This is a genomic window from Saccharothrix sp. CB00851, from assembly GCF_001905065.1.
In the GTDB taxonomy this organism is placed as follows: Bacteria; Actinomycetota; Actinomycetes; order Mycobacteriales; family Pseudonocardiaceae; genus Actinosynnema.
The window spans coordinates 32,454-51,705 of record NZ_LWLC01000044.1 but is presented as its reverse complement, the minus strand read 5'-3'; the positions used below and the strand labels follow the sequence as shown (position 1 = coordinate 51,705).

Here is a 19,252-nt window from a genome sequence, read left to right as displayed (position 1 = left end):
TCATGATCTGCCGCACCGCTTCCCACAATTAGGAGACGCCGCCTAGTCCGTCGTCACGGTGAAGACGATCTTGTAGCCGACCTCCTGCCCGCCCAACCGGGTCACCTTGCCCTCACCGCGGGCGTTGGCGTAGGCGCCGGTACCGCCCGTGACGCCCACGGTCGTGTCCCCGAAGCCCGCCGCGATCGACTTGTACGTGCGGATGCCGGAGAAGTAGATCTCTCCCTCCTTCAGCCGGTAGACCGACGCGCACTGCGCGGTCACCTCCGGCGGCACCGCCACCGACACGGTCAGCGCGCCGCAGTGCGAATAGCCGTCGCCCACCCTGGTCGTGCCGTCGGCGGCGAACAGCTCACCACCGGCGACGAACCCCCCACCGACCGCGAGCGTGCTGGTCGCGGACATGAGGCTGCGCTTCGCGACCACTTCCACGGTCGCCTCTCGGGCTGTTTCTTCGGCGCGGACCTGGTCGGCGCCCACGAGACCGCCCACGAGCGCGAGGACCAGCCAAGGGTTGACCTGCACGACGACACCTCCGGGTAGCGCGGTGGAACCCCTTTCCGCCGGAAGATAGTTCCGCGTCGGCGCGCACAGCGGGTCAACTCCTCGTTGGGCTGAAAATTGAGCAACGACCGTGTGACAACACATCACCCGACCGTGTGCCGATCACAAATGTGAACCATCACGGCGATTGTTGGGCCGAGAAGCGGATCGACCCACTGGAATTCCGCTGATACGAACCAGGCATGACGAGAACAGCGGTCGTGACCGGTGGCGGGACGGGTATCGGCAAGGCGGTGGCCGCCGCACTGGTCAAGCAGGGCGCGGACGTCGTGATCACCGGACGGCGGACGGACGTCCTCACCACCACGGCCGCCGAGATCGGCGCCCGCGCGGTCACCTTCGACGCCGCCGACCCCGCACAGGTACAGGCCGCACTGGCCACCCTCCTCAGCCGCGTCGACGTGCTGGTGAACAACGCGGGCGGCAACCAAACCCGCCGCCGCCCCGCCCCCGAGGGCCTGGCCGACGTGCGCGACCTGTGGCTGGCCAACTTCGAGTCGAACGTCCTCAGCGCCGTCCTGGTGACCACCGCCCTGGAACCACGCCTGGCCGACGACGCCAGGGTGGTCACCATCGGCTCCATCGCCGCCCGCCGCGGCTCCGGCAGCTACGGCGCCGCCAAGGCCGCCGTCGAAGCGTGGACCGCCGACCTGGCCTTCGCACTGGGTGGGCGGGGCATCACGGTCAACGTCGTCTCACCCGGCGTCACCGAGGAGACCGAGTTCTTCGGCGGCACGCTGTCCGAGGAACGGCGCAAGAAGCTGGTCGGCAACCCCGCCAACGGCCGCACCGGCACCCCCGCCGACGTCGCGGCGGCCGTCACGTTCCTGACCTCCCCGGAGGCCGGTCACATCACGGGCCAGGTCATCGGCGTCAACGGCGGCGCAGGCCTCGGCCGCTGACCCGACCACCAACCGACAGGACCCGACGACCAACCCACCGCCCCCTGTCTACGCCCGCCCACGCCTCCCCGCCGCCGGGCCGGCCGTTTTCTCCGGCTAACGTGAGAAATGCGATTTAGGTTGTCAAAGGTTGCATCTATCGCCCTATCGAGCGACACCCCAACGGGCCCGCAACACCCGGCAACGGCCCACAACGGACCCGCAACGGACCCGCAACCAACCGCAGAGGCCCGATTTTACATGGGGTTCGGGTGCTTTAGGCTGGTCGAAGCCGGGCAGGCTTGGCGGGCGCTTTATCCGCCAGGCCTGCCCGGCTTTGGCCTGCCTGGAGTACCCGTAAGGGGCCCCATGTCAAATCGAGCCGGACCGGACAACAGCCACCCCACGCCCCACACCCACCCCACGCCCCGCACCCGCACCCAACACACCTACCGTGTCCCCATGCGGGTGTGCGTGTTCTGCGGCTCCTCCAGCGGCCGGGTGCGGCACGTCGAGGCGGCACGCCAAGCCGGCCGCACGCTGGCCGGACAAGGGGTCGAGATCGTCTACGGCGGCGGCCGGGTCGGCCTGATGGGCGCCCTCGCCGACAGCGCCCTGGCCGCGGGCGGGTCAGTAGTCGGAGTCATCCCGCGCAGCCTGGTCGACTGGGAAGTCGCACACGAAAATCTCACACAACTGCACGTCGTCGCGTCCATGCACGAGCGCAAGGCGTTGATGGCCGAGCTGGCGGACGCCTTCGTGACCCTGCCGGGCGGCGCGGGCACGTTGGAAGAGCTGTTCGAGGTGTGGACGTGGGCCCAGCTCGGCCTGCACACCAAGCCGGTCGCGCTGCTGGACGTGGACGGCTACTTCACGCACCTGATCAAGATGGTCGACCACATGGTGGAGGAGGGGTTCCTCAAGCCGCCGTACCGGGACATGCTGCTGGTGGACCACGATCTCGACCGCCTGCTCACCCGATGTCGTGAATTCCGGACCCCCGACTACACCTGGACCGACGACAAGCCCCTGCCGTAGATCCGAAGTCGGTACGGTGGAGAAATCGCGAAGGGTTTTCGCGAAAGTTTCGCGCCATCCGGGGGGAGCGGGCGATGGACATCAACCACTGGCAGCAACGGCTGGCGGAGCTGTGCGAGGCGCACCAGGTGCCCGGTGCGTCACTGGCGGTCCTGATCGACGGCGAGGTCCACGAGTGCGCGACCGGCGTGCTGCACCTCGGCACCGGCGTCGAGGCCACCGCGGACTCGCTGTTCCAGATCGGCTCGATCACCAAGCTCTACACGGCCACGCTGGTCATGCAGCTGGTCGCCGAAGGTGCGCTCGACCTGGACGCGCCGGTGGCCTCCGTGCTGCCCGGGTTCGCCGTGGCGGACCCGGTGGCGACCAAGACCGTGACGACCCGGCAACTGCTGTCGCACACCAGCGGCATCGACGGGGACTACTTCCACGACACCGGGCGCGGTGACGACTGCCTGGCCGCGTACGTCGCGTCGTGCGCCCGGCTCGGCCAGAACCACCCGCCGGGCGCCACGATGTCCTACTGCAACACCGGCTTCACCGTGCTCGGCCGGATCGTCGAGGTGCTGACCGGCCAGGTCTGGGACGACGTCCTGCGCGAACGCCTGCTCGACCCGCTGGGCGCGCGCAGCACCGTGACCCTGGCCGAGGACGTGCTGAGGTTCCGCTCCGCCCTCGGCCACCTCGGTGAACCGGGCGACGACCCGGTGCCCGCACCGGTGTGGGGGCTGTCCCGCTCCGCCGGTCCGGCCGGGACGATCAACGCCACCGCCGCCGACGTCGTCCGCTTCGCCCGCCTGTACCTCGACGGCGGCCGGACCCCGGACGGCACGGTCGTCCTGCCCGCCGAGCACGTGGCCGCGATGTGCCAACCGTTCGTGCAGCTGCCCGCGAGCCACGCGCACCGCATGTGCTGGGGCCTCGGGTGGATCACCTACGACTGGCCCGGTGGTCGCGTGATCGGGCACGACGGCGCGACGATCGGCCAGAAGGCGTTCCTGCGGGTCGTGCCCGAGGCGGGGGTGGCGGTCGCGCTGCTCACCAACGGCGGCGTGCCCGCCGAGGTCTACCAGCGGCTGTTCACCGAACTGCTGACCGAGCACGCCGGTGTCGCGGTGCCGGAGTTCGAGCCTCCCGCCGAGCCTCCCGCGGTGGACCTCGGCCGGTACGTCGGCTCCTACGTGCGCGAGGGCTACGACGTGGAGGTGACCGAGCGGGACGGCGTGCTGAACCTGCGCGGCGAGAGCACCGGCGAGCTGGCCGCCATCAACGCGGTCACCAACGCGGTGCTCGTGCCGGTGGAGGAGGGCCTGTTCGCCGCCCGGCGCAACGCGCACGAGCCGTGGGCGCCCGTGGTGTTCTACACGCTGCCGGACGGCTCGCCGTACCTGCACTTCAGCATGCGCGCCGCACCGAAGAGCCCCAAGAACTAGGGAAACGGCCACCCGTTCGGACGGCACACCTTGCCGTCCACCGGGACCACCACGCCCTGCGGCACACCGGCGGTGATCGCGGCGACCTCGTCGTTCGACGTGCTGAACGTCTGCTGCATCATCACCGGTGCCGGCCCGCCGTGCGCCGGACAGGGCCGGTGGCCCTCGCCCAGCGCGTGCCCCACCTCGTGGTTGACCATGTACCGGCGGTACGCGGTGAGGTCGCCGTCGAACGCGACCGCGCCGCGCACCCACCGGGCGGCGCTGAGGTGCACGACGCCGCCGTTGCGGCAGGACACGTCCACCGGGATCTCGTACCCGCACACCGCGCGGGCGGTGTTCTGCGAGGTCAGCCGGACCCGGATGGCCGCGGGCCCGGTCACCCGCCGGAACGCGACGTCACCGCGCGCCGTCCAGCCACGCGGGTCGGACAGCGTCTCCTGCACGAACGCGCCGAACGCCCGCTCGTCGGCGGCCACCCCGTCCTCGACCTCCACCGCGTACGTGCGCACGGCGCCCGTCCCGACGACCGGTGACGTCCCCGGCACGGCGTGGAACGTCCCGTGGCCGTCGGTCGGGATGGGCCCGCCGTCGGGCAGGTCCGCACTGGACGCGTAGGTTCGCTTGGTGGTTGTCGTCTGCACCGTTGTCGTCGTCCGGACCGCGGTTGTCATCGCCCGGTGAGTGGCGATCACCGCCGACTGGACGGGCTGGGCGGACCGCGCCGCCGGGCGTTCGGCCGCGAACCGCACGTACGTCAACACCAGGGCCGTGACGGCGCAGGCGACCAAAACCACGCGGACGTTCATGGCCTCCAAGATCGGGACGAACTGTGAAGAACCTGTTGTCGTCCTGCTCGATGGCCGTGAAGGTCGGCATACTCGCTTCTCGTGTGCGCCCACATCCTCGTCGCCGAGGACAACACCCACCAGGCGGAACTCGTCCGCCGCTACCTCGAGCACGACGGGCACTCGGTGGTGGTCGTGCACGACGGCCGGTCCGCCATCGACGAGGCACGTCGGCGCGACCCGGACCTGCTGGTGCTGGACGTGATGATGCCCGCGGTGGACGGACTGGACGTGCTCCGCGTGCTGCGCGCCGACTCCGACGTGCCGATCGTCCTGCTGACCGCGCGGTCGGCCGAGGACGACGTGCTGCTCGGGTTCGACCTCGGCGCGGACGACTACGTGACCAAGCCGTTCCGGCCGCGCCAGCTCGTCGCCCGGGTACGCACGATCCTGCGCCGCGCCGGCCGTGCGAAGGTCGCAGACGCCGCCGTGCTGACGGTCGGCGACATCGTGGTGGACCCGAGCCGGCACGAGGTGACGCTGGCGGGCGAGCCGGTCGGCCTGACCCCGACGGAGTTCCGCATGCTGTCGACGCTGGCCGCCCGGCCGCACCGGGTGTTCACCCGCGGCCAGCTGCTGCAGGACGGCTTCACCACCGAGCGGACGGTGGACGTGCACGTGGTCAAGCTGCGGCGCAAGATCGAGGACGACCCGCGTCGGCCGCGCAGGCTGCTGACCGTCTACGGGATCGGCTACAAGCTGGTATGAGCCTGCTCTTCCGGTTCTTCGCGGTGTCCCTGCTGATCGCGGCCTCGTCCATCGCGGTCACCGCCTGGCTCGCCACCCAGGCCACCACCGGCAGCATCCGGCAGGAGCGGGGCGAGGCGCTGGCCACCGACGCGACGATCTACGACCGGCTGCTCGGGTACGCGGCGGCCAACCCGGGCTGGGCGGGCGTGCAGTCCACAGTGGACGCGCTGGCCGCGGGGACCGGCAGGCGGATCGCGTTGACCGGCTGGGACCGCACGCCCATCGCCGACTCCGGTGACGCGGGCTCGCCGCCGCTGCCGGTGGACCCGACCGTCGTGGTGGACCCGTTGCACGTCAACCCGGTGCTCAAGCCCGGCGGCGTGGACGAGATCGACCCGCGCGCGGTCGGGCCGTTCGCGCTGACCCAGCGGGAGCGTGACGACCTGCGCGCACGGGCCGACGCCATCGCCGCGTGCGACGGGCGGACGGTCGTGGTGCAGCCGAACGGACGGCCGACGCTGGTCCCGACGAGAGCGAGCTCGGCGGGCGCGGACTGCGCGTTCGACGAGCGGCTCAACGGTGCCACCGCGACGGAGCGGGAGGCGGGCGCCGCGCTGATCGAGCTGGTCCGGGAGTGCCTCGGCCGCACGCCGAACCTCAAACCGTTCCCCATGCCGTGGTTGGCGCCGGAGCTGCCCGGGTCTTACCGGGCGGTGGGCTCGCCGGCGGAATCGGCGTGCCTGGCCTCGGCGCGCCGCGAGCAGCTGCGCCCGCACGTCGCGCCCGCCGCCCTGTTGTTCCTGACCGAGCCGACGGGCGCGGTGCCGCCGACCGTCGACCTGTCCACGGCGGGCGTCACGCGCATCGCGTGGACCGCGTTGGGCATCCTCGCCCTGGCCGGTGTCGCGTCCTGGTTGACGGCCAACCACCTGGTCCGGCCGATCCGCGCGCTCACCGCCGCGACGCAGCGGATGGGCGCGGGCGACCGGGAGGTGCGGGTGAGCGCGGCCAAGGGCGAGATCGGCGAGCTGGCCCGGTCGTTCAACGCCATGTCGGCCAAGCTCGCCGACACCGAGCGGCAGCGCCAGGCGCTGGTCGGCGACGTCGCGCACGAGCTGCGGACGCCGTTGAGCAACGTCACCGGGTGGCTGGAGGCGGCCCAGGACGGTGTCGCCGCGACCGACCAGCGGCTGGTGGCGTTGCTGGCGGAGGAGTCGCTGGTGCTGCAACGCCTCGTGGACGACCTGCACGACCTGGCGCAGGCCGACGCGGGCACGCTGCGCCTGCACCCGGAGCCGATCGACGCGGCCGACGTGGTCGAGCAGGTCGTGGCCGCGCACGCCAACCGCGACGTCACCGTCACCGCGCGGACCGAGGGGGAGCTGTTCTGCGTCGCCGACCCGGTGCGGCTGCGGCAGGCGGTGGAGAACCTGGTCACCAACGCCATCCGCTACACCCCGGCGGGCGGTGCGGTGTCCGTCGCGGCCCGGCTCGACGGCGGGGTGGTGATCGAGGTGGCCGACACCGGCGTCGGCATCGCGCCGGACGACCTGCCGCACGTGTTCGACCGGTTCTGGCGGGCCGACAAGTCCCGCAGCCGCAGCACCGGCGGCAGCGGGCTCGGCCTGGCGATCACCCGGCACCTGGTCGAGGCGCACGGCGGCACCGTGACCGTCACCAGCGAACCCGGCGCCGGTGCGACGTTCCGCATCACCCTGCCCGTGGCGTGACCCCCGGTCCTCGATCCCGACCTCAGTCCTTGATCGTGATGCCGAGCGTCTGGGCGAACGCCGGAGCCAGGTCGAGCGCCTGCGCCAAGGTGATCGTCGCGCCGCGCAGCGAGGCGAAACCGTTGCGGATACCCAGTTCGGCCGCCTCGCGGAAGTCCACCTTCGCCAGTTCGGCACCCTCGAACCGGAGGTCTTCCAGCGTCGAGCCGGGGAACGTCACGCCGGTCAGCTTCGCCTCGGTGAAGTCCACGTCGCGCAGGACGCTGTTGACGAACGCCACGTCGCGCAGCGTGGCGCCGCGCAGGTTGAGCGAGACGAGCTTGCAGCCGAAGAACGTGACGCGGCTCATCCCGGCCTCGAACAGGGCCACCCCGGCGAACGCGCTGTTCACGACCTCCGCGTCGAGCCAGCCGGTCTCGGCCAGGTCGGTGCCGATGACCTGGACGCCGTGCAGCCACACGTCGTTGAACCGCGCCCGCCGCAGCGACCCGTCGGTGAACCGGACCCCGGACAGCGCCGACTCGCTGAACCGCGCGTTGCCCGCCGAGAGCTCCTCGAACTCCTGGTCGGCGACGTGGACGACGTTGTAGTCCCCACCCGACTCCAACCGGACGCCGTCGTGGTCTTCCAGGTAGGCGGCGAACGGCAGGTCCGCGAGTGCCCGGGGTTCACGCATGCCGGGATCGTAGTCGGGGCGCCGCGTGGCGGTGCGCACATCCACTGTTGAGAACGATAACCATTTTGTTAGGTTCCCGGGGCCCCGTCACCGAACACTTGGACGACACCCCGTGCGCCACCGCATCACCCTGATCGCCGCCTGCGCCCTGCTGCTGACCGGGTGCTTCGCCCCGAGCGCGGAACCGTCCGGCGGTCGGATCAAGCTCGCCATGCTGCAACCGCCGCGCTCCGGCCTCACACCGTTCAGCGACGACGCGTTCAAGCTCTCCCGCTGGTCCACCGCGGAAACGCTGGTCACCCTCGACGCGGACGGCAACGCGCGGTCGGGGCTGGCCACCGGGTGGCGGCGGATCTCCGACCACGCCTGGGAGTTCACCGTCCGCCAAGGCGTGACGTTCCACGACGGCACCGCGTTGACCGCCGCGGCCGTCACCAACACGCTCACCCGGGCCACCGCCGCCACGCCCAAACCGCGCATCCTCGACGGGGTCCAGCTGACCGCCGAAACGGTCGGGGACACCGTCGTCGTCACCACCGCCACCCCCGACCCCCTGGTGCCGCAACGCCTTTCGTCACCCCAGCTGGCGATCCTCGCGGCGAGCGCCTACCGCGCGGACGGCAAGGTCGACCCGGTCGGCACGGGCACCGGGCCGTTCGAGTTGGTCGCGGTCAACGGCACCACGACCGCCACGCTCGACCGCTACGACGGCTACTGGGGCGAGAAGGCCGCCGCCGCGGGCATCGACGTCTCGTTCGTCCCCGACGGCACCGCCCGTGCCGCCGCGATCCGCGGCGGTGAGGCGCACATCGCGGAGGCCGTGCCGGTCTCCCAGGCGGCGCTGCTCGACCCGGCGACGATCAGCGAGGTGCCGATGCCGCGCACCAACACCCTGTACCTGAACACGAAGGCGGGACCGTTCCGGGACCGGGGTCTGCGTGCCGCCGCACGGGAGGCGATCGACGCGGACGAGATCGTGCGCAGCGTCTACGAGGGCCGGGCCGACGTCGCCGAAGGGCTGCTCGGACCCGCGCTGCCGTGGGCCGCCGCCGGACGCACCCCGCTCACCGGCCGCACCGGGGCCGCCGACCCGAAGGGCACCGCGATCACCCTGGCCACGTTCTCCGACCGCGCCGAGCTGCCCGAGGTCGCCTCGGTGCTGCAACAGCAACTGGAGGACGCCGGGTTCACCGTGACCCAGGTCGTGCGCGAGTACGCGCACATCGAGGAGGACGCGCTGGCCGGGAAGTTCGACGCGTTCATCCTGTCCCGGGCGACCGTGCTCGACTCGGGCGACCCCGTGGCCTACGTGCAGTCGGACTTCACCTGCGCCGGTTCGTTCAACATCGCGCAACTGTGCGACGGTGACGTGGACGCCGCCGTGCGGACCGCCGCCGCCACCGAGGCGGGCGACGGGCGCCGGGCCGCGATCCTGGCGGCCGAGGCGGCGGTACTGCGGACCGACGCGGCGATCCCGATGCTGCACGAACGCGTGATCCAGGGTGACGCGACGTCGGTGGTCGACTCGGCCAAGGACCCGCGCGAGCGGACGCTGATCACCTCCGCGACCCGGCTGCGGTGACCGCGTCGTCGATCACCCGCGTCGGCGGGCTCGCCGCGGTCGTCGCCGTGATCGGGCTGCTGCCGTGGCTGTCCGGGCGCGACCCGGCGCTGTCGGTGCTGCGCGCCCGTTCCGCCGAGCAGGAGCCGACCGCGGAGGCACTGGACGCGGTGCGCCGCGAGTTCGGGCTGGACGCCGGGCCGGTGGCGTTGTTCGGCGACTGGCTGGGCGGTGCGCTGCGCGGCGACCTGGGCCGGTCGTGGGTCGGTGGCGCCGAGGTGCTGCCGTCGGTGCTGGCCGCGACGGGCGTGTCGGTGGCGTTGATGGGCGCGGCGCTGGTCGTGGCGCTGGTGTCGGCCGCCGCGCTGTCGGCGTCGACGTTCGTGCGCGGCGCGCGAGGGACGGCACGTGCGCGCACCGGTGCCTCGGCGGCCGTGCTCGCCGCGCTGCCGGAGTTCCTGGTGGCCACGGTGCTGCTGGTGGTGCTGTCGGTGTGGTCGGGCTGGTTCCCGCCGTACGGGTGGCAAGGGCCGCAACACCTGGTGCTGCCCGCGTTGGCGTTGGGCCTGCCCGCGGGCGGCATCCTGGGGCGGTTGGTGGACGACGCGGTGCCCGCCGTGTTCGAGGAACGTTGGGTCGTGCTGTGGCGGTCGTGGGGCTGTTCGCCGGGAGTGATCGGCCGGGCCGCGGCACGTCGTGCACTGCCCGCCGTGCTGCCGCAGTTCGGGCTGGTCGCGGTCGGGCTGACCGGGGGAGCGGTCGCGGTGGAGGTGGTGTTCGCCGTGCCGGGGCTCGGCCGGACCGCGCTGGGTGCCGCCGAGGCGCAGGATCTCCCGCTGTTGCAGGGGTCCGTGCTCGTCCTCGTGCTGCTCGGGCTCGTGGGCGGTGTGCTCGTGGCCGGTGCCCGGCGGCGGATGCTCGGACCGGCGCTGCGTGCCGCGGCACTGCCCGCGCCGCCGCCCGTGCCGGTCGCCGCCGGTCGGTGGCACCGCGTGGTCGTCGCCGTCAGCGCGGCCGTGCCCGCGGTGGTGGTCTGCTGGGGACTGCTGCGCGAGCCGCTGCGGGTGCACCCGGCCGCCCGGCTCGCGCCACCGGGCTGGGCGCACCCGCTGGGCACCGACGCGCTGGGCCGTGACGTGCTGGCCAGGGTGGGGCACGGTGCGGCGGCCACGCTCACCGCCACGGTGCTGGTGTGCCTGTGCTCGGTGGTGGTGGCGCTGGTCGTCGGTTTCCTGCCGGGCATGGCGGAGGGCGCCGCCGAGACCGCCAACGCCGTGCCGCCCGTGATCGCGGGCATCCTGGTCGCCGCGACCGTCGGTCCCGGCACGGTCGGCGCGTCCATCGCGGTCGGCCTGGTCTCGTGGCCACCGCTCGCCGCCCACGCGGCGGCCCTGGTCCGCGAGAACCGCGCGGCCACGCACGTCACCGCGTTGCGCGCGCTGGCTGCCGGCCCGACGTGGGTCCTGACCCGGCACGTCCTGCCCGCCGTGGCCGGTCCGGTCGTCCGGCACGCCGTCCTGCGCTTGCCCGGTATCGCGCTCGCGTTGGCGTCACTGGGTTTCCTCGGCCTCGGTGCACCGCCGCCCGCGCCGGAGTGGGGCCTGATGTCGGCCGAATCCCTGCCGTACCTGGAACGGGCGCCGTGGGCGGCCCTCGCGCCGACGGCGATGCTGTTGTTGCTCGCCATCCTCGCGGTTTCGCTGTCCACCCTGTCGTCCGCCGCGCGACCGGTACGGCGCTGAGCCCTGGAAAAGCCGTTGCGCGCACCGATCGATTCGGTGCAGGCTGACGACAACATCACGGAGGAGGGATCGGGTCATGACGCAGTCGCGGACGCCAGAGCTTGTGCTCCTGCTGCTGAGCTGCGCGGACTCCCCGCCGTGACGTGACCTCGTCAGGGATTGTGGAGCCGCCCATCGGGAGAACCGATCCGGGCGGCTTCGTCGTTCCACTGGCGATTCCCGCGGTTCTAGCCCAAGTGGTAGAGGCGTCCGGTTGAGGGCCGGTCCAGTCGGGGTTCGAATCCCCGGAACCGCATCACGCCCCCGTAGCCCAACGGAAGAGGCAACGCGCTCAGAACGCGTCCAGTCCAGGTTCGAATCCTGGTGGGGGCACATTCCACGAGTAGATCGCGCTGAGACGGTCGCAGTACGCTCGATTCACCCGAAAGGACGGCGAGAAACGGGAATATCGGACCGTGGACCGCAGGTTGGTGCCGGCATGACCGACACGACCGAGACGACCGAGACGACCGAGAAGGCATTCGACCCGCGCGCGTTGCTCGCGAAGAGCCGGCTCGCCGTGCTCGCCACGATCAAGGCCGACGGCAGGCCGCAGCTCTCCCCGATCATGCCGTCGTACGACCGGGAGTCCGATGTCGTCCTCATCGCGACCGGTGCCGGGACCGCCAAGGTCGCGAACCTGCGCCGTGACCCGCGGGTCGCGCTGGAGGTGACCAGCGAGGACGGCTGGGAGTGGGCCACCGCCGAAGGCACGGCGACGATCACCGGACCGCCCACCGACCCGAACGGCCCCGAGGTCGACGCGCTCGTGGCCTACTACCGCCAGGCCGCCGGCGAGCACCCCGACTGGGAGGAGTACCGGACAGCCGTGGTGAAGGAGCGGCACGTGCTCCTCACCATCAAGGTCGACAAGGTGTACGGCGAGAAGGTCAACTGAACCACGGGTTCCCGGGGCGGCGAGCCCCGGGAACCCGTGGCGCACTACCACCGCCCGAAGTGCACGGCTTCCTCGAACGGCCGGCGCTTGCGGGTCCGCGGTGACGCGCCCGCCGTGACGTCGTCCTCGGCGCGGTGCCCGATCGCGATGGCCCCGACCGGCACGTGGCTCGCCGGCACGCCGAACGCCGCGCGGACCGGGTCGAAGTCGTCCGCCCCGACGCCGAAGTACACCGCGCCGAGCCCCGCGTCGACCGCGGTCTGCAGCACCAGCAGCACGGCCATCCCGGTGTCGATGTACCAGTACGGCACGGGCCAGTGGTCCTCGCTGCGGTCGGTCCACCCCTTGTCCGGCTCGGCGTACCGGTCGAGGTAGGCGTCCTTCACCGCGAACGCGATCACGAGCACCGGCGCGGTCTTCACCGTGTCGACGGCCCACAGGTGGCTGATCGACTCGTAGAACCGCTCCTGCTCCTCGCCCCGCAGCACGAGGAACGCCTGGCCCTGCGAGTACCCGGCCGACGGGCCGCGCAGCGCGTTGCGCATGATCCGCCGCACGGTCTCGTCAGGCACCGGCTCGTCGGTGAACTCGCGCACCATCCGCCTGCGGCGCACCACGTCCTGGAACTCCACGAATACCCCTCCTGCTCAGCGCAAGGTCGGCACGTCGCCGTTGGCCACCCGGACGACGTCGACACCGCGCAGTCCACTCCTCCACGAGGCAACCACATCGGCGAGCACGGCGGCAGACACCGGATGGTGGCCCAGCCCGATCGCGAACGTCACGGCGTCCGGCCGGCGTTCGACCGGTCGCGGCCACGCGCGGACGTCCGGTGCGCCTGCCAGTTCCAGCGCCGTCAGCAACGCCCGCACCCGGCCGCGGACCGGGCCGACCAGGTCGGGCGGCACGGTGACCAGCGCCCACGCGGCGTGTGCGCGGTGGGCGTCAGGTGGCGCGAGGAGCGTGTCACCGCCCGCGTCCACGATCTCCCACGCCCGGTACAGCTCGGCCGTGAGCAGGTCGCGGAACCCCGGTCCGACCTGCTCGGTGCACGAGCGCACGGGCGCGGTCGGTGTCATGATCGTCACCGGTGCGCCGGTGCGTCCGGGTGACGTGATCAACCCGATCGGGTCACGCCAGTCCCACGCCGCCCAGGTCGCGAAGAACCCGACGAGCAGGTCCGGCCCGTGCCACTCGCGCACGGTCCGCGCCGCGAGCACCGACCACCCCAACCCCGGCACACCCCCGAACGGCGCCGAATCCAGACCACGCGCCCGTGCCCACGCCTTCACCGCACGAGCGAGCCGCGCGAACTCCCCGGCCCGCTCACCGACCGCCGCCGCCACCGCCTCCGCATCACCGACCGCGCTCAACGCCACCCCGCCGGCACCGACCATCCCGTCCGCACCGGCCACCCCGTCGCCACCGGCCACCGCGAGATCGACCCCGAGCCCGGCCACGGCCAGCCGGAACCCCGGCGACCGGGCACCGACCACCGGCCGGACGGCCACCCCGGGCAGCGCGGCGGCCACCCGTTCGGCGACCGTGGCCGGATCGCCCTCGCCCACCAGGTCCAGGTCCGCGTCGGGCAACGCACAGCCCATCCGCCGCGACCCGACGACGTGCACCACGTCCAGCGCGTCCGCCAACGCACGGGTGACCTGGTCGGCCACCGCGTCCAACGACGGTCCGGGCGGCGTGGCGGGTTCCTCGATCCACCGGACCTCGCCGGTGCCCAGCGCGATCGCCGCGCGGGGGAGCATCGGGCCGTCACCGCGCCGAGACAGCACCACTACCTCGTCCACGCGGTCGGCCCGCGCGCCGACCCGCTCCGCCGCCTGCCGTGAGCTGCCGACCGTGAGGTGCGGGGTGAAGTCCGTGAGGTGCGGGGTGAAGTCGTCCCGGGTCCGGCAGGCGGGGAACGGCCGCCGGACCGCGTCGTGCAGCGCCGTCCACGGCGCGGTGCCGGCCGCCGCCGGGTCCAGCCACACCACGTCGGGCCCGAACTCCCGCACGCCCGCCACCCGCACGGGGAACGGTGGGACCTTGGCGACCGCCTCGGCCAGCAGTGGCACGGCCCGCTCGAAGTCCGACTCGGGGACGAACCCGAACAGCAGCGTCACGTGCGGTGGCCAGCGGTCGGACCGGTGGTCGTGCGCGCGGCGGACCCGCTCGACCTCCTCCCACGGCCCCGGCAGCCACACCACCGCGGTCCGCGGTGTGGGCGGTGAGCCGAGTTCGGGTGCCGCGCCGCCGCCTCCTTCTTTCCCGGCAACGAAATCGTCGGCGGAAAAGTTGCCGGACATGATCGCTGGACCGGGTGAATCCAGCGGCCCCCGGTGGTCGGGTGGGCTGGGCACCTCCGCGGCCGGCACGCCCGGCGTCAAGTGTGCCAGCACCCCGTAGTGGTCGGACGCGAACAGGCCGTCCACGGGCCGGTCGCCCACCAGCTGCGCACCGACGCACCGCACCCGCCCGCGCACGAACACCCGGTCCAGCCGCGACCGCCGCCCGGTCAGCGAGGACACGGCGGCCAGCGGGTTCACCGCCGGGTCGAACGTCGGCGGCTCGTCGTCACGCGCCTCCAGCCACGCGTCACGCATCCCGAGGGCCGTGCCCGGTCGCCGTCCGCCGTCGTTGAAGTCGCCGACCAGCGCCACCTCGCCCTCCACCCCGGCGAACGCCTCCGCGACGCGAACCAGCTGGGCGCGCCGCTTGGCCGGTCCGTTCGCGGTGTGATCACTGGTCAGGTGGGTGGCCGCGACCACGAGCGGCCCGCCGCCGGTCTCGACCACGACGGCGCTCACGGCCTTGTGCGCGCCGAGCGGCAACCGCGCGGCCTCGACCACGGGCAACCGGCTCAACACCACCAGCCCGGTGCGGTCGACGTCCGGTCCGGTCGGGTCGACGTCGACCGTGTAACCCGCCCGCACCCACGGCTGGGCGAGGAGCGCCGCGAGCAGGTCCGGTTCGACCTCCTGCAACGCGATGACGTCCGCGTCGGCCGCCGCCAGCTCGCCGAGCAGCAGCGGACGGCGGCGCGCCGTGTCGATGCGGTCGCGGTCATAGCGGTCCCACAACACGTTCCAGGTCAGCACCGTCACGGTGTCGAGTGACGCCACCGGAACGACCTCGCGGGTCGGGACCCAGCCGTGCAGCGGGTCCCAGGAGTGCGGCGTGCTCGCGCTGAACGACGGCGCACGCAGGCGGCGCGGAGCGCGTACCCGCCCCGCACCCGACTCACCGACCCGGTCGAGCCCGGTGGCCCGGTCCCACACCACCTCGCCGTCCGCCTCCACGAACAGCACCCGGTGCCACGGCACCTCACCGCCCGGCGTGAACGCGGGCAACGCCACCCGCTTCGGCCGCGCCCCGCGCTGCTGCACGCCGACCACGAACCGGGCCGGGTCGAGCCGCGGGTCCCAGCGGATCTGGTGGTAGACCTCCTCGCTCGTGCGCATCACGGCTCCCCGGCGTCGTCGTCCACGGCACCACCGGCGCCGATGTACCAAGTGCGGTGGGCCTGCCACGGGTACGGCGGGCTGAACCGGCGGGCCTGCGCGTCGAGCACCGCGGCCGGCACCGCGTGTGCCCGCGTTCTGTTGCGCCGGGCGACCTCGCGTTCGTCGACCAGCAGCACCGCGTGCGTCACCATCGCATCGTGCCGCCGTGCCACCGCGTGCACCACGGCGCGCTGCTGCTCGATCAGCGAAGTCGCGTCCCACACCGCGGTCCGGCGGTCGCGCAGCGCGGCGTCGAGCCGGTCGAGCCCGGCCCGCAGCACCTCGACCCGCTGGTCCGCCCGGTCACCCGCCTCCTCGCGCAGGTCGTCCAACGACACGCGGACGTCCGCGGGCACACCGGCGGCGAACGTCGACTTGCCGCTGCCCGACAGCCCCACCAGCTGCACGAGGGACGGGAAGTCGCCGGACCGCCACCGCCACGTCGCCGCGACCGCCTCGTCCACGCCGAGCACCCGCCCGGCCCGGACGCTCGCGTCCCGCGCCTCGGCCCAGCACCGCTCGGCCGCCGGACCCGACAGCCGTTCCCGCAACCCCGAGCGCAGCCCGTCGAACGCCTCGACGTCCTCGGCGTGCAGGGCGGACCAGGCCACGTGGTCACGCGCGTCCGCGTCCCGCGCCACCGCCGCCGACACGGCGTGCAGCACACCGAGGTCCACCGCCGTCGACAGGCGCAGCAACCCCGGGCGCCGCGCCTCGTCCGGGAACGGCTCGTGCAGCAGCCGGTGCAGCCCCACGAGATCGCCGACGCGCCGCGCCACCTCCACCCCGACCGACCCCGCCAGCCGCGACATCACCCGCCCGCGCCGGACCCGGTGCAGCGCCGCCGCCAGCACACCGGTCAGCCGGGCCTCGCCGACCAACTCCGACGCCACCGCCGCGGCCGGTTCGACGTCACCCCCGACTCCGACCACGTCGAGCAGCGCGGGCACGTCGACCGGCGCGCCGGACCGCACGTCCCACAGCACCGAGGCGGACCCGAGCCCGTTCTCCACCACCGGCGCGGTCATCCAGTGCGTGTCGGTCCGGACGTGGTGCGCGCGCACCCACTTCGCCACCCGCCGCCCGAACTCGTCGCGCGCGAACCCGTCGACGGTCCGCACGACGAACCCCTCCTGCCGCGCCGTGTCCACGCGCAGCCGCCGCAACGCCCGCTCGTCGAACACCCCGCGCCACAGCACCGGCGGCACCGGAACGCCCAGGTCGCGCAGGAACCGCACCGTCCGGTCCCAGTCGAGGCAGCGGTCGCCGTCCCACACCGAGAACCCGTAGAACCAGCTCTCCAGCCCCGCGTACTCGATCGAGTGACGTGCGTAGACGTTCTCGCCGCAGATCCGCCACCCGCGCGGCAACCGCGACCCGATCCGCCCCTGGAGCCCCTTGACCCACGACCGCGACGGGTGGTGCGCGGAATCGACCGACCGCGCGTGCAGCCCGTCCGGGTAGAGCGTGGTGTTCTCCCCGTCGAGCTTCTCGGTGACCACCACTTCACGGCCGCGCCACGCGTCCAGGTCGGCGACCCGCACGTCGTCGGAGGACGCGCCGGGTGACCACGGCAGGTGCGGCGTGCGCGGGTACGGCGTGCGCATTACCCCTCCCACCACCCGGATCCCGGGTGAACGATAAGGAGCGCGGCCGGGTCGATCGACCGGTTTTCGGTGTCGCACCGACCCCGCCGCGCGAGTGGATACGATGACGGGTCGACGAAGGTCGGAAGAGAAAGGACGAACGTGGAAACGCTCGAGTTCCAGTCGGAGGCGCGTCAGCTCCTGCGGCTGATGATCCACTCGGTCTACTCGAACAAGGACACGTTCCTGCGCGAGCTCGTGTCCAACGCCTCGGACGCGCTGGACAAGCTCCGGCTGGAGACGTTCCGCGACAAGGACCTGGTCGCGGACACGTCGGACCTCCACGTCGCCATCGAGGTCGACCGGGAGGCGCGCACGCTCACGATCCGGGACAACGGCATCGGCATGACGCGCGACGACGTGATCGGGTTGATCGGCACGATCGCGAAGTCCGGTACCGCCGAGTTCCTGCAGAAGCTGAAGGAGTCGAAGGACGCCGCCGCCTCGCAGGACCTCATCGGCCAGTTCGGCATCGGCTTCTACTCGTCGTTCATGGTCGCCGACAAGGTCACGCTGGTGACCAGGCACCCGCGCGCGGAGGGCGTCCGGTGGGAGTCCACCGGCGAGGGCACCTACACGATCGAGGACGTCCAGGACGCGCCGCAGGGCACCTCCGTCACCCTCCACCTCAAGCCGGCCGACCCCGAGGACCACCTGGCCGACTACACGTCGACCGCGAAGATCACCGAGATCGTCAAGCGCTATGCCGACTTCATCACCTGGCCGATCCGGCTGACCGAGGAGGACGGCGCCGAGCCGACCACGATCAACTCGCGCAAGGCCCTGTGGGCGCGGCCCGCCTCCGAGGTCACCGAGGACGAGTACGCCGAGTTCTACCGGCACGTCAGCCACGACTGGAACAAGCCGCTCGAGACGATCCGCATGCACGGCGAGGGCGTGTTCGAGTACCAGGCGCTGCTGTTCATCCCGTCCCAGGCGCCGCTGGACCTGTTCATGCGCGAGCGCAAGCGCGGCGTGCAGCTCTACGTCAAGCGCGTGTTCATCATGGACGACTGCGAAGAGCTGATGCCGGAGTACCTCCGGTTCGTCAAGGGCGTGGTGGACGCCCAGGACCTGTCGCTCAACGTGTCGCGCGAGCTGCTCCAGCAGGACCGCCAGATCCAGCTGGTGCGCCGCCGGCTGGTGAAGAAGGTGCTGTCCACGGTCAAGGGCCTGATGGCGGACAAGCCGGAGTCGTACGAGACGTTCTGGCGCGAGTTCGGCGGCGCGGTCAAGGAAGGCCTGCTCAGCGACCCGGACAACCGGGACACCATCCTCGACATCGCCTCGTTCGCCTCCACCGCCGACGCCGGGAAGCCGACCACCCTCGCGGGGTACGTCGAGCGGATGAAGGACGACCAGCGGCACATCTACTACATGACGGGTGACTCGCGGGCCACCGTGGAGAACTCGCCGCACCTGGAAGCACTGCGGGCCAAGGGCTTCGAGGTGCTGATCCTCACCGACCCGATCGACGAGATGTGGGTCGACGCGGTGCCCGGGTTCAAGGACAGGACGTTCCAGTCGATCGCCAAGGGCCAGGTCGACCTGGAGACCGACGAGGAGAAGGCCCAGGCGCAGGAGCGGCAGAAGGACTTCGCCGACTTCCTCGGGTGGATGACCACGACGCTGGCCGACCGGGTGAAGGAGGTGCGGCTGTCCTCGCGGCTCACCACCTCGCCGGCCTGCGTCGTCGGCGACGCCCACGACCTGACCCCGACCCTGGAGAAGATGTACCGGGCGATGGGCCAGGAACTGCCGCCGGTCAAGCGGATCCTCGAGCTCAACCCGGACCACGCGCTGATCACCGGCCTGCACGAGGCCTTCGCCGACCGCGGTGGTGAGGACGCGTCGCTGGTCGAGTCGGCCGAGCTGGTGCACGGCCTGGCGCTGCTCGCCGAGGGCGGCGACCTGCCCGACCCGTCCCGCTTCGTCCGGCTGCTGTCCGAGCACCTGGAGCGGACCTTGTGAGGTGGTGACGAGGTGGCGGTCACGCGGTGGCC

At 72.4% G+C, this 19,252-nt stretch carries 15 protein-coding genes and 2 tRNA genes; 11 read left to right on the top strand and 6 right to left on the bottom strand.

Translation table 11 applies throughout. The features are described 5' to 3' along the window. Positions 1–42: 42 nt before the first annotated feature. The gene (locus tag A6A25_RS34140) at positions 43–525 is read right to left on the bottom strand and encodes a hypothetical protein (protein ID WP_073897271.1); all 483 of its coding nucleotides are present in this window, start codon (positions 523–525) and stop codon (positions 43–45) included. A 221-nt stretch (positions 526–746) separates the two neighbouring features. On the opposite strand from A6A25_RS34140, the gene A6A25_RS34135 reads away from it, so the two are divergent. The 3 genes from A6A25_RS34135 (at position 747) to A6A25_RS34125 (ending at position 3,916) form a co-directional block, all read left to right on the top strand. Beyond that, the gene (locus A6A25_RS34135; protein ID WP_073897269.1) at positions 747–1,466 is read left to right on the top strand and encodes an SDR family NAD(P)-dependent oxidoreductase; all 720 of its coding nucleotides are present in this window, start codon (positions 747–749) and stop codon (positions 1,464–1,466) included. A 441-nt stretch (positions 1,467–1,907) separates the two neighbouring features. After that, the gene (locus A6A25_RS34130; RefSeq protein WP_073897267.1) at positions 1,908–2,483 is read left to right on the top strand and encodes a TIGR00730 family Rossman fold protein; all 576 of its coding nucleotides are present in this window, start codon (positions 1,908–1,910) and stop codon (positions 2,481–2,483) included. Positions 2,484–2,557: 74 nt separating this feature from the next. Beyond that, positions 2,558–3,916, top strand: a complete 1,359-nt coding sequence (locus tag A6A25_RS34125) for a serine hydrolase domain-containing protein (protein WP_073897265.1) — start codon at positions 2,558–2,560, stop codon at positions 3,914–3,916. Here A6A25_RS34125 and A6A25_RS34120 read toward each other — a convergent pair. Next, a complete protein-coding gene (locus tag A6A25_RS34120) occupies positions 3,913–4,725 on the bottom strand; it encodes a DUF3152 domain-containing protein (RefSeq protein ID WP_073897263.1) in 813 nt (270 codons plus the stop codon). The genes A6A25_RS34125 and A6A25_RS34120 overlap by 4 nt on opposite strands. A gap of 81 nt (positions 4,726–4,806) precedes the next feature. Here A6A25_RS34120 and A6A25_RS34115 point away from each other — a divergent pair, with 81 nt between their 5' ends. Next, entirely contained in the window at positions 4,807–5,472 is a 666-nt protein-coding gene (locus A6A25_RS34115) for a response regulator transcription factor (protein WP_073897261.1), read from the top strand. Continuing rightward, entirely contained in the window at positions 5,469–7,184 is a 1,716-nt protein-coding gene (locus A6A25_RS34110; RefSeq protein WP_073897259.1) for a sensor histidine kinase, read from the top strand. The genes A6A25_RS34115 and A6A25_RS34110 overlap by 4 nt, the downstream gene beginning before the upstream one ends. Before the next feature lie 22 nt (positions 7,185–7,206). Here A6A25_RS34110 and A6A25_RS34105 read toward each other — a convergent pair whose 3' ends face one another. Beyond that, positions 7,207–7,860, bottom strand: a complete 654-nt coding sequence (locus tag A6A25_RS34105; RefSeq protein ID WP_073897276.1) for a pentapeptide repeat-containing protein — start codon at positions 7,858–7,860, stop codon at positions 7,207–7,209. A gap of 112 nt (positions 7,861–7,972) precedes the next feature. Between A6A25_RS34105 and A6A25_RS34100 the strand changes: the two genes are divergently transcribed. The 5 genes from A6A25_RS34100 (at position 7,973) to A6A25_RS34080 (ending at position 12,100) form a co-directional block, all read left to right on the top strand. Next, positions 7,973–9,442, top strand: a complete 1,470-nt coding sequence (locus A6A25_RS34100; RefSeq protein ID WP_073897257.1) for an ABC transporter substrate-binding protein — start codon at positions 7,973–7,975, stop codon at positions 9,440–9,442. After that, positions 9,439–11,163, top strand: a complete 1,725-nt coding sequence (locus A6A25_RS34095) for an ABC transporter permease subunit (RefSeq protein WP_073897255.1) — start codon at positions 9,439–9,441, stop codon at positions 11,161–11,163. The genes A6A25_RS34100 and A6A25_RS34095 overlap by 4 nt, the downstream gene beginning before the upstream one ends. A 221-nt stretch (positions 11,164–11,384) precedes the next feature. Beyond that, positions 11,385–11,458, top strand: a tRNA-Leu gene (locus tag A6A25_RS34090). Between the two features lie 4 nt (positions 11,459–11,462). Further along, positions 11,463–11,535, top strand: a tRNA-Leu gene (locus tag A6A25_RS34085). A gap of 106 nt (positions 11,536–11,641) precedes the next feature. After that, a complete protein-coding gene (locus A6A25_RS34080) occupies positions 11,642–12,100 on the top strand; it encodes a PPOX class F420-dependent oxidoreductase (protein ID WP_073897253.1) in 459 nt (152 codons plus the stop codon). A gap of 44 nt (positions 12,101–12,144) precedes the next feature. On the opposite strand, the gene A6A25_RS34075 is transcribed toward A6A25_RS34080, so the two are convergent. The 3 genes from A6A25_RS34075 to A6A25_RS34065 are packed head-to-tail and all read right to left on the bottom strand — an operon-like array spanning position 12,145 to position 17,210. Then, a complete protein-coding gene (locus tag A6A25_RS34075; protein WP_073897251.1) occupies positions 12,145–12,732 on the bottom strand; it encodes a nitroreductase family protein in 588 nt (195 codons plus the stop codon). A gap of 15 nt (positions 12,733–12,747) precedes the next feature. After that, the gene (locus A6A25_RS34070) at positions 12,748–15,561 is read right to left on the bottom strand and encodes an RNA repair domain-containing protein (protein WP_073897249.1); all 2,814 of its coding nucleotides are present in this window, start codon (positions 15,559–15,561) and stop codon (positions 12,748–12,750) included. Next, complete coding sequence (locus tag A6A25_RS34065) at positions 15,561–17,210, bottom strand: RNA ligase family protein (RefSeq protein ID WP_073897247.1); 1,650 nt, start codon at positions 17,208–17,210, stop codon at positions 15,561–15,563. Before A6A25_RS34065 ends, A6A25_RS34070 begins: the two co-directional genes overlap by 1 nt. A gap of 141 nt (positions 17,211–17,351) precedes the next feature. On the opposite strand from A6A25_RS34065, the gene htpG reads away from it, so the two are divergent. Continuing rightward, complete coding sequence (gene htpG, locus A6A25_RS34060) at positions 17,352–19,220, top strand: molecular chaperone HtpG (RefSeq protein WP_073897245.1); 1,869 nt, start codon at positions 17,352–17,354, stop codon at positions 19,218–19,220. The last annotated feature ends 32 nt before the right edge of the window (positions 19,221–19,252 follow it).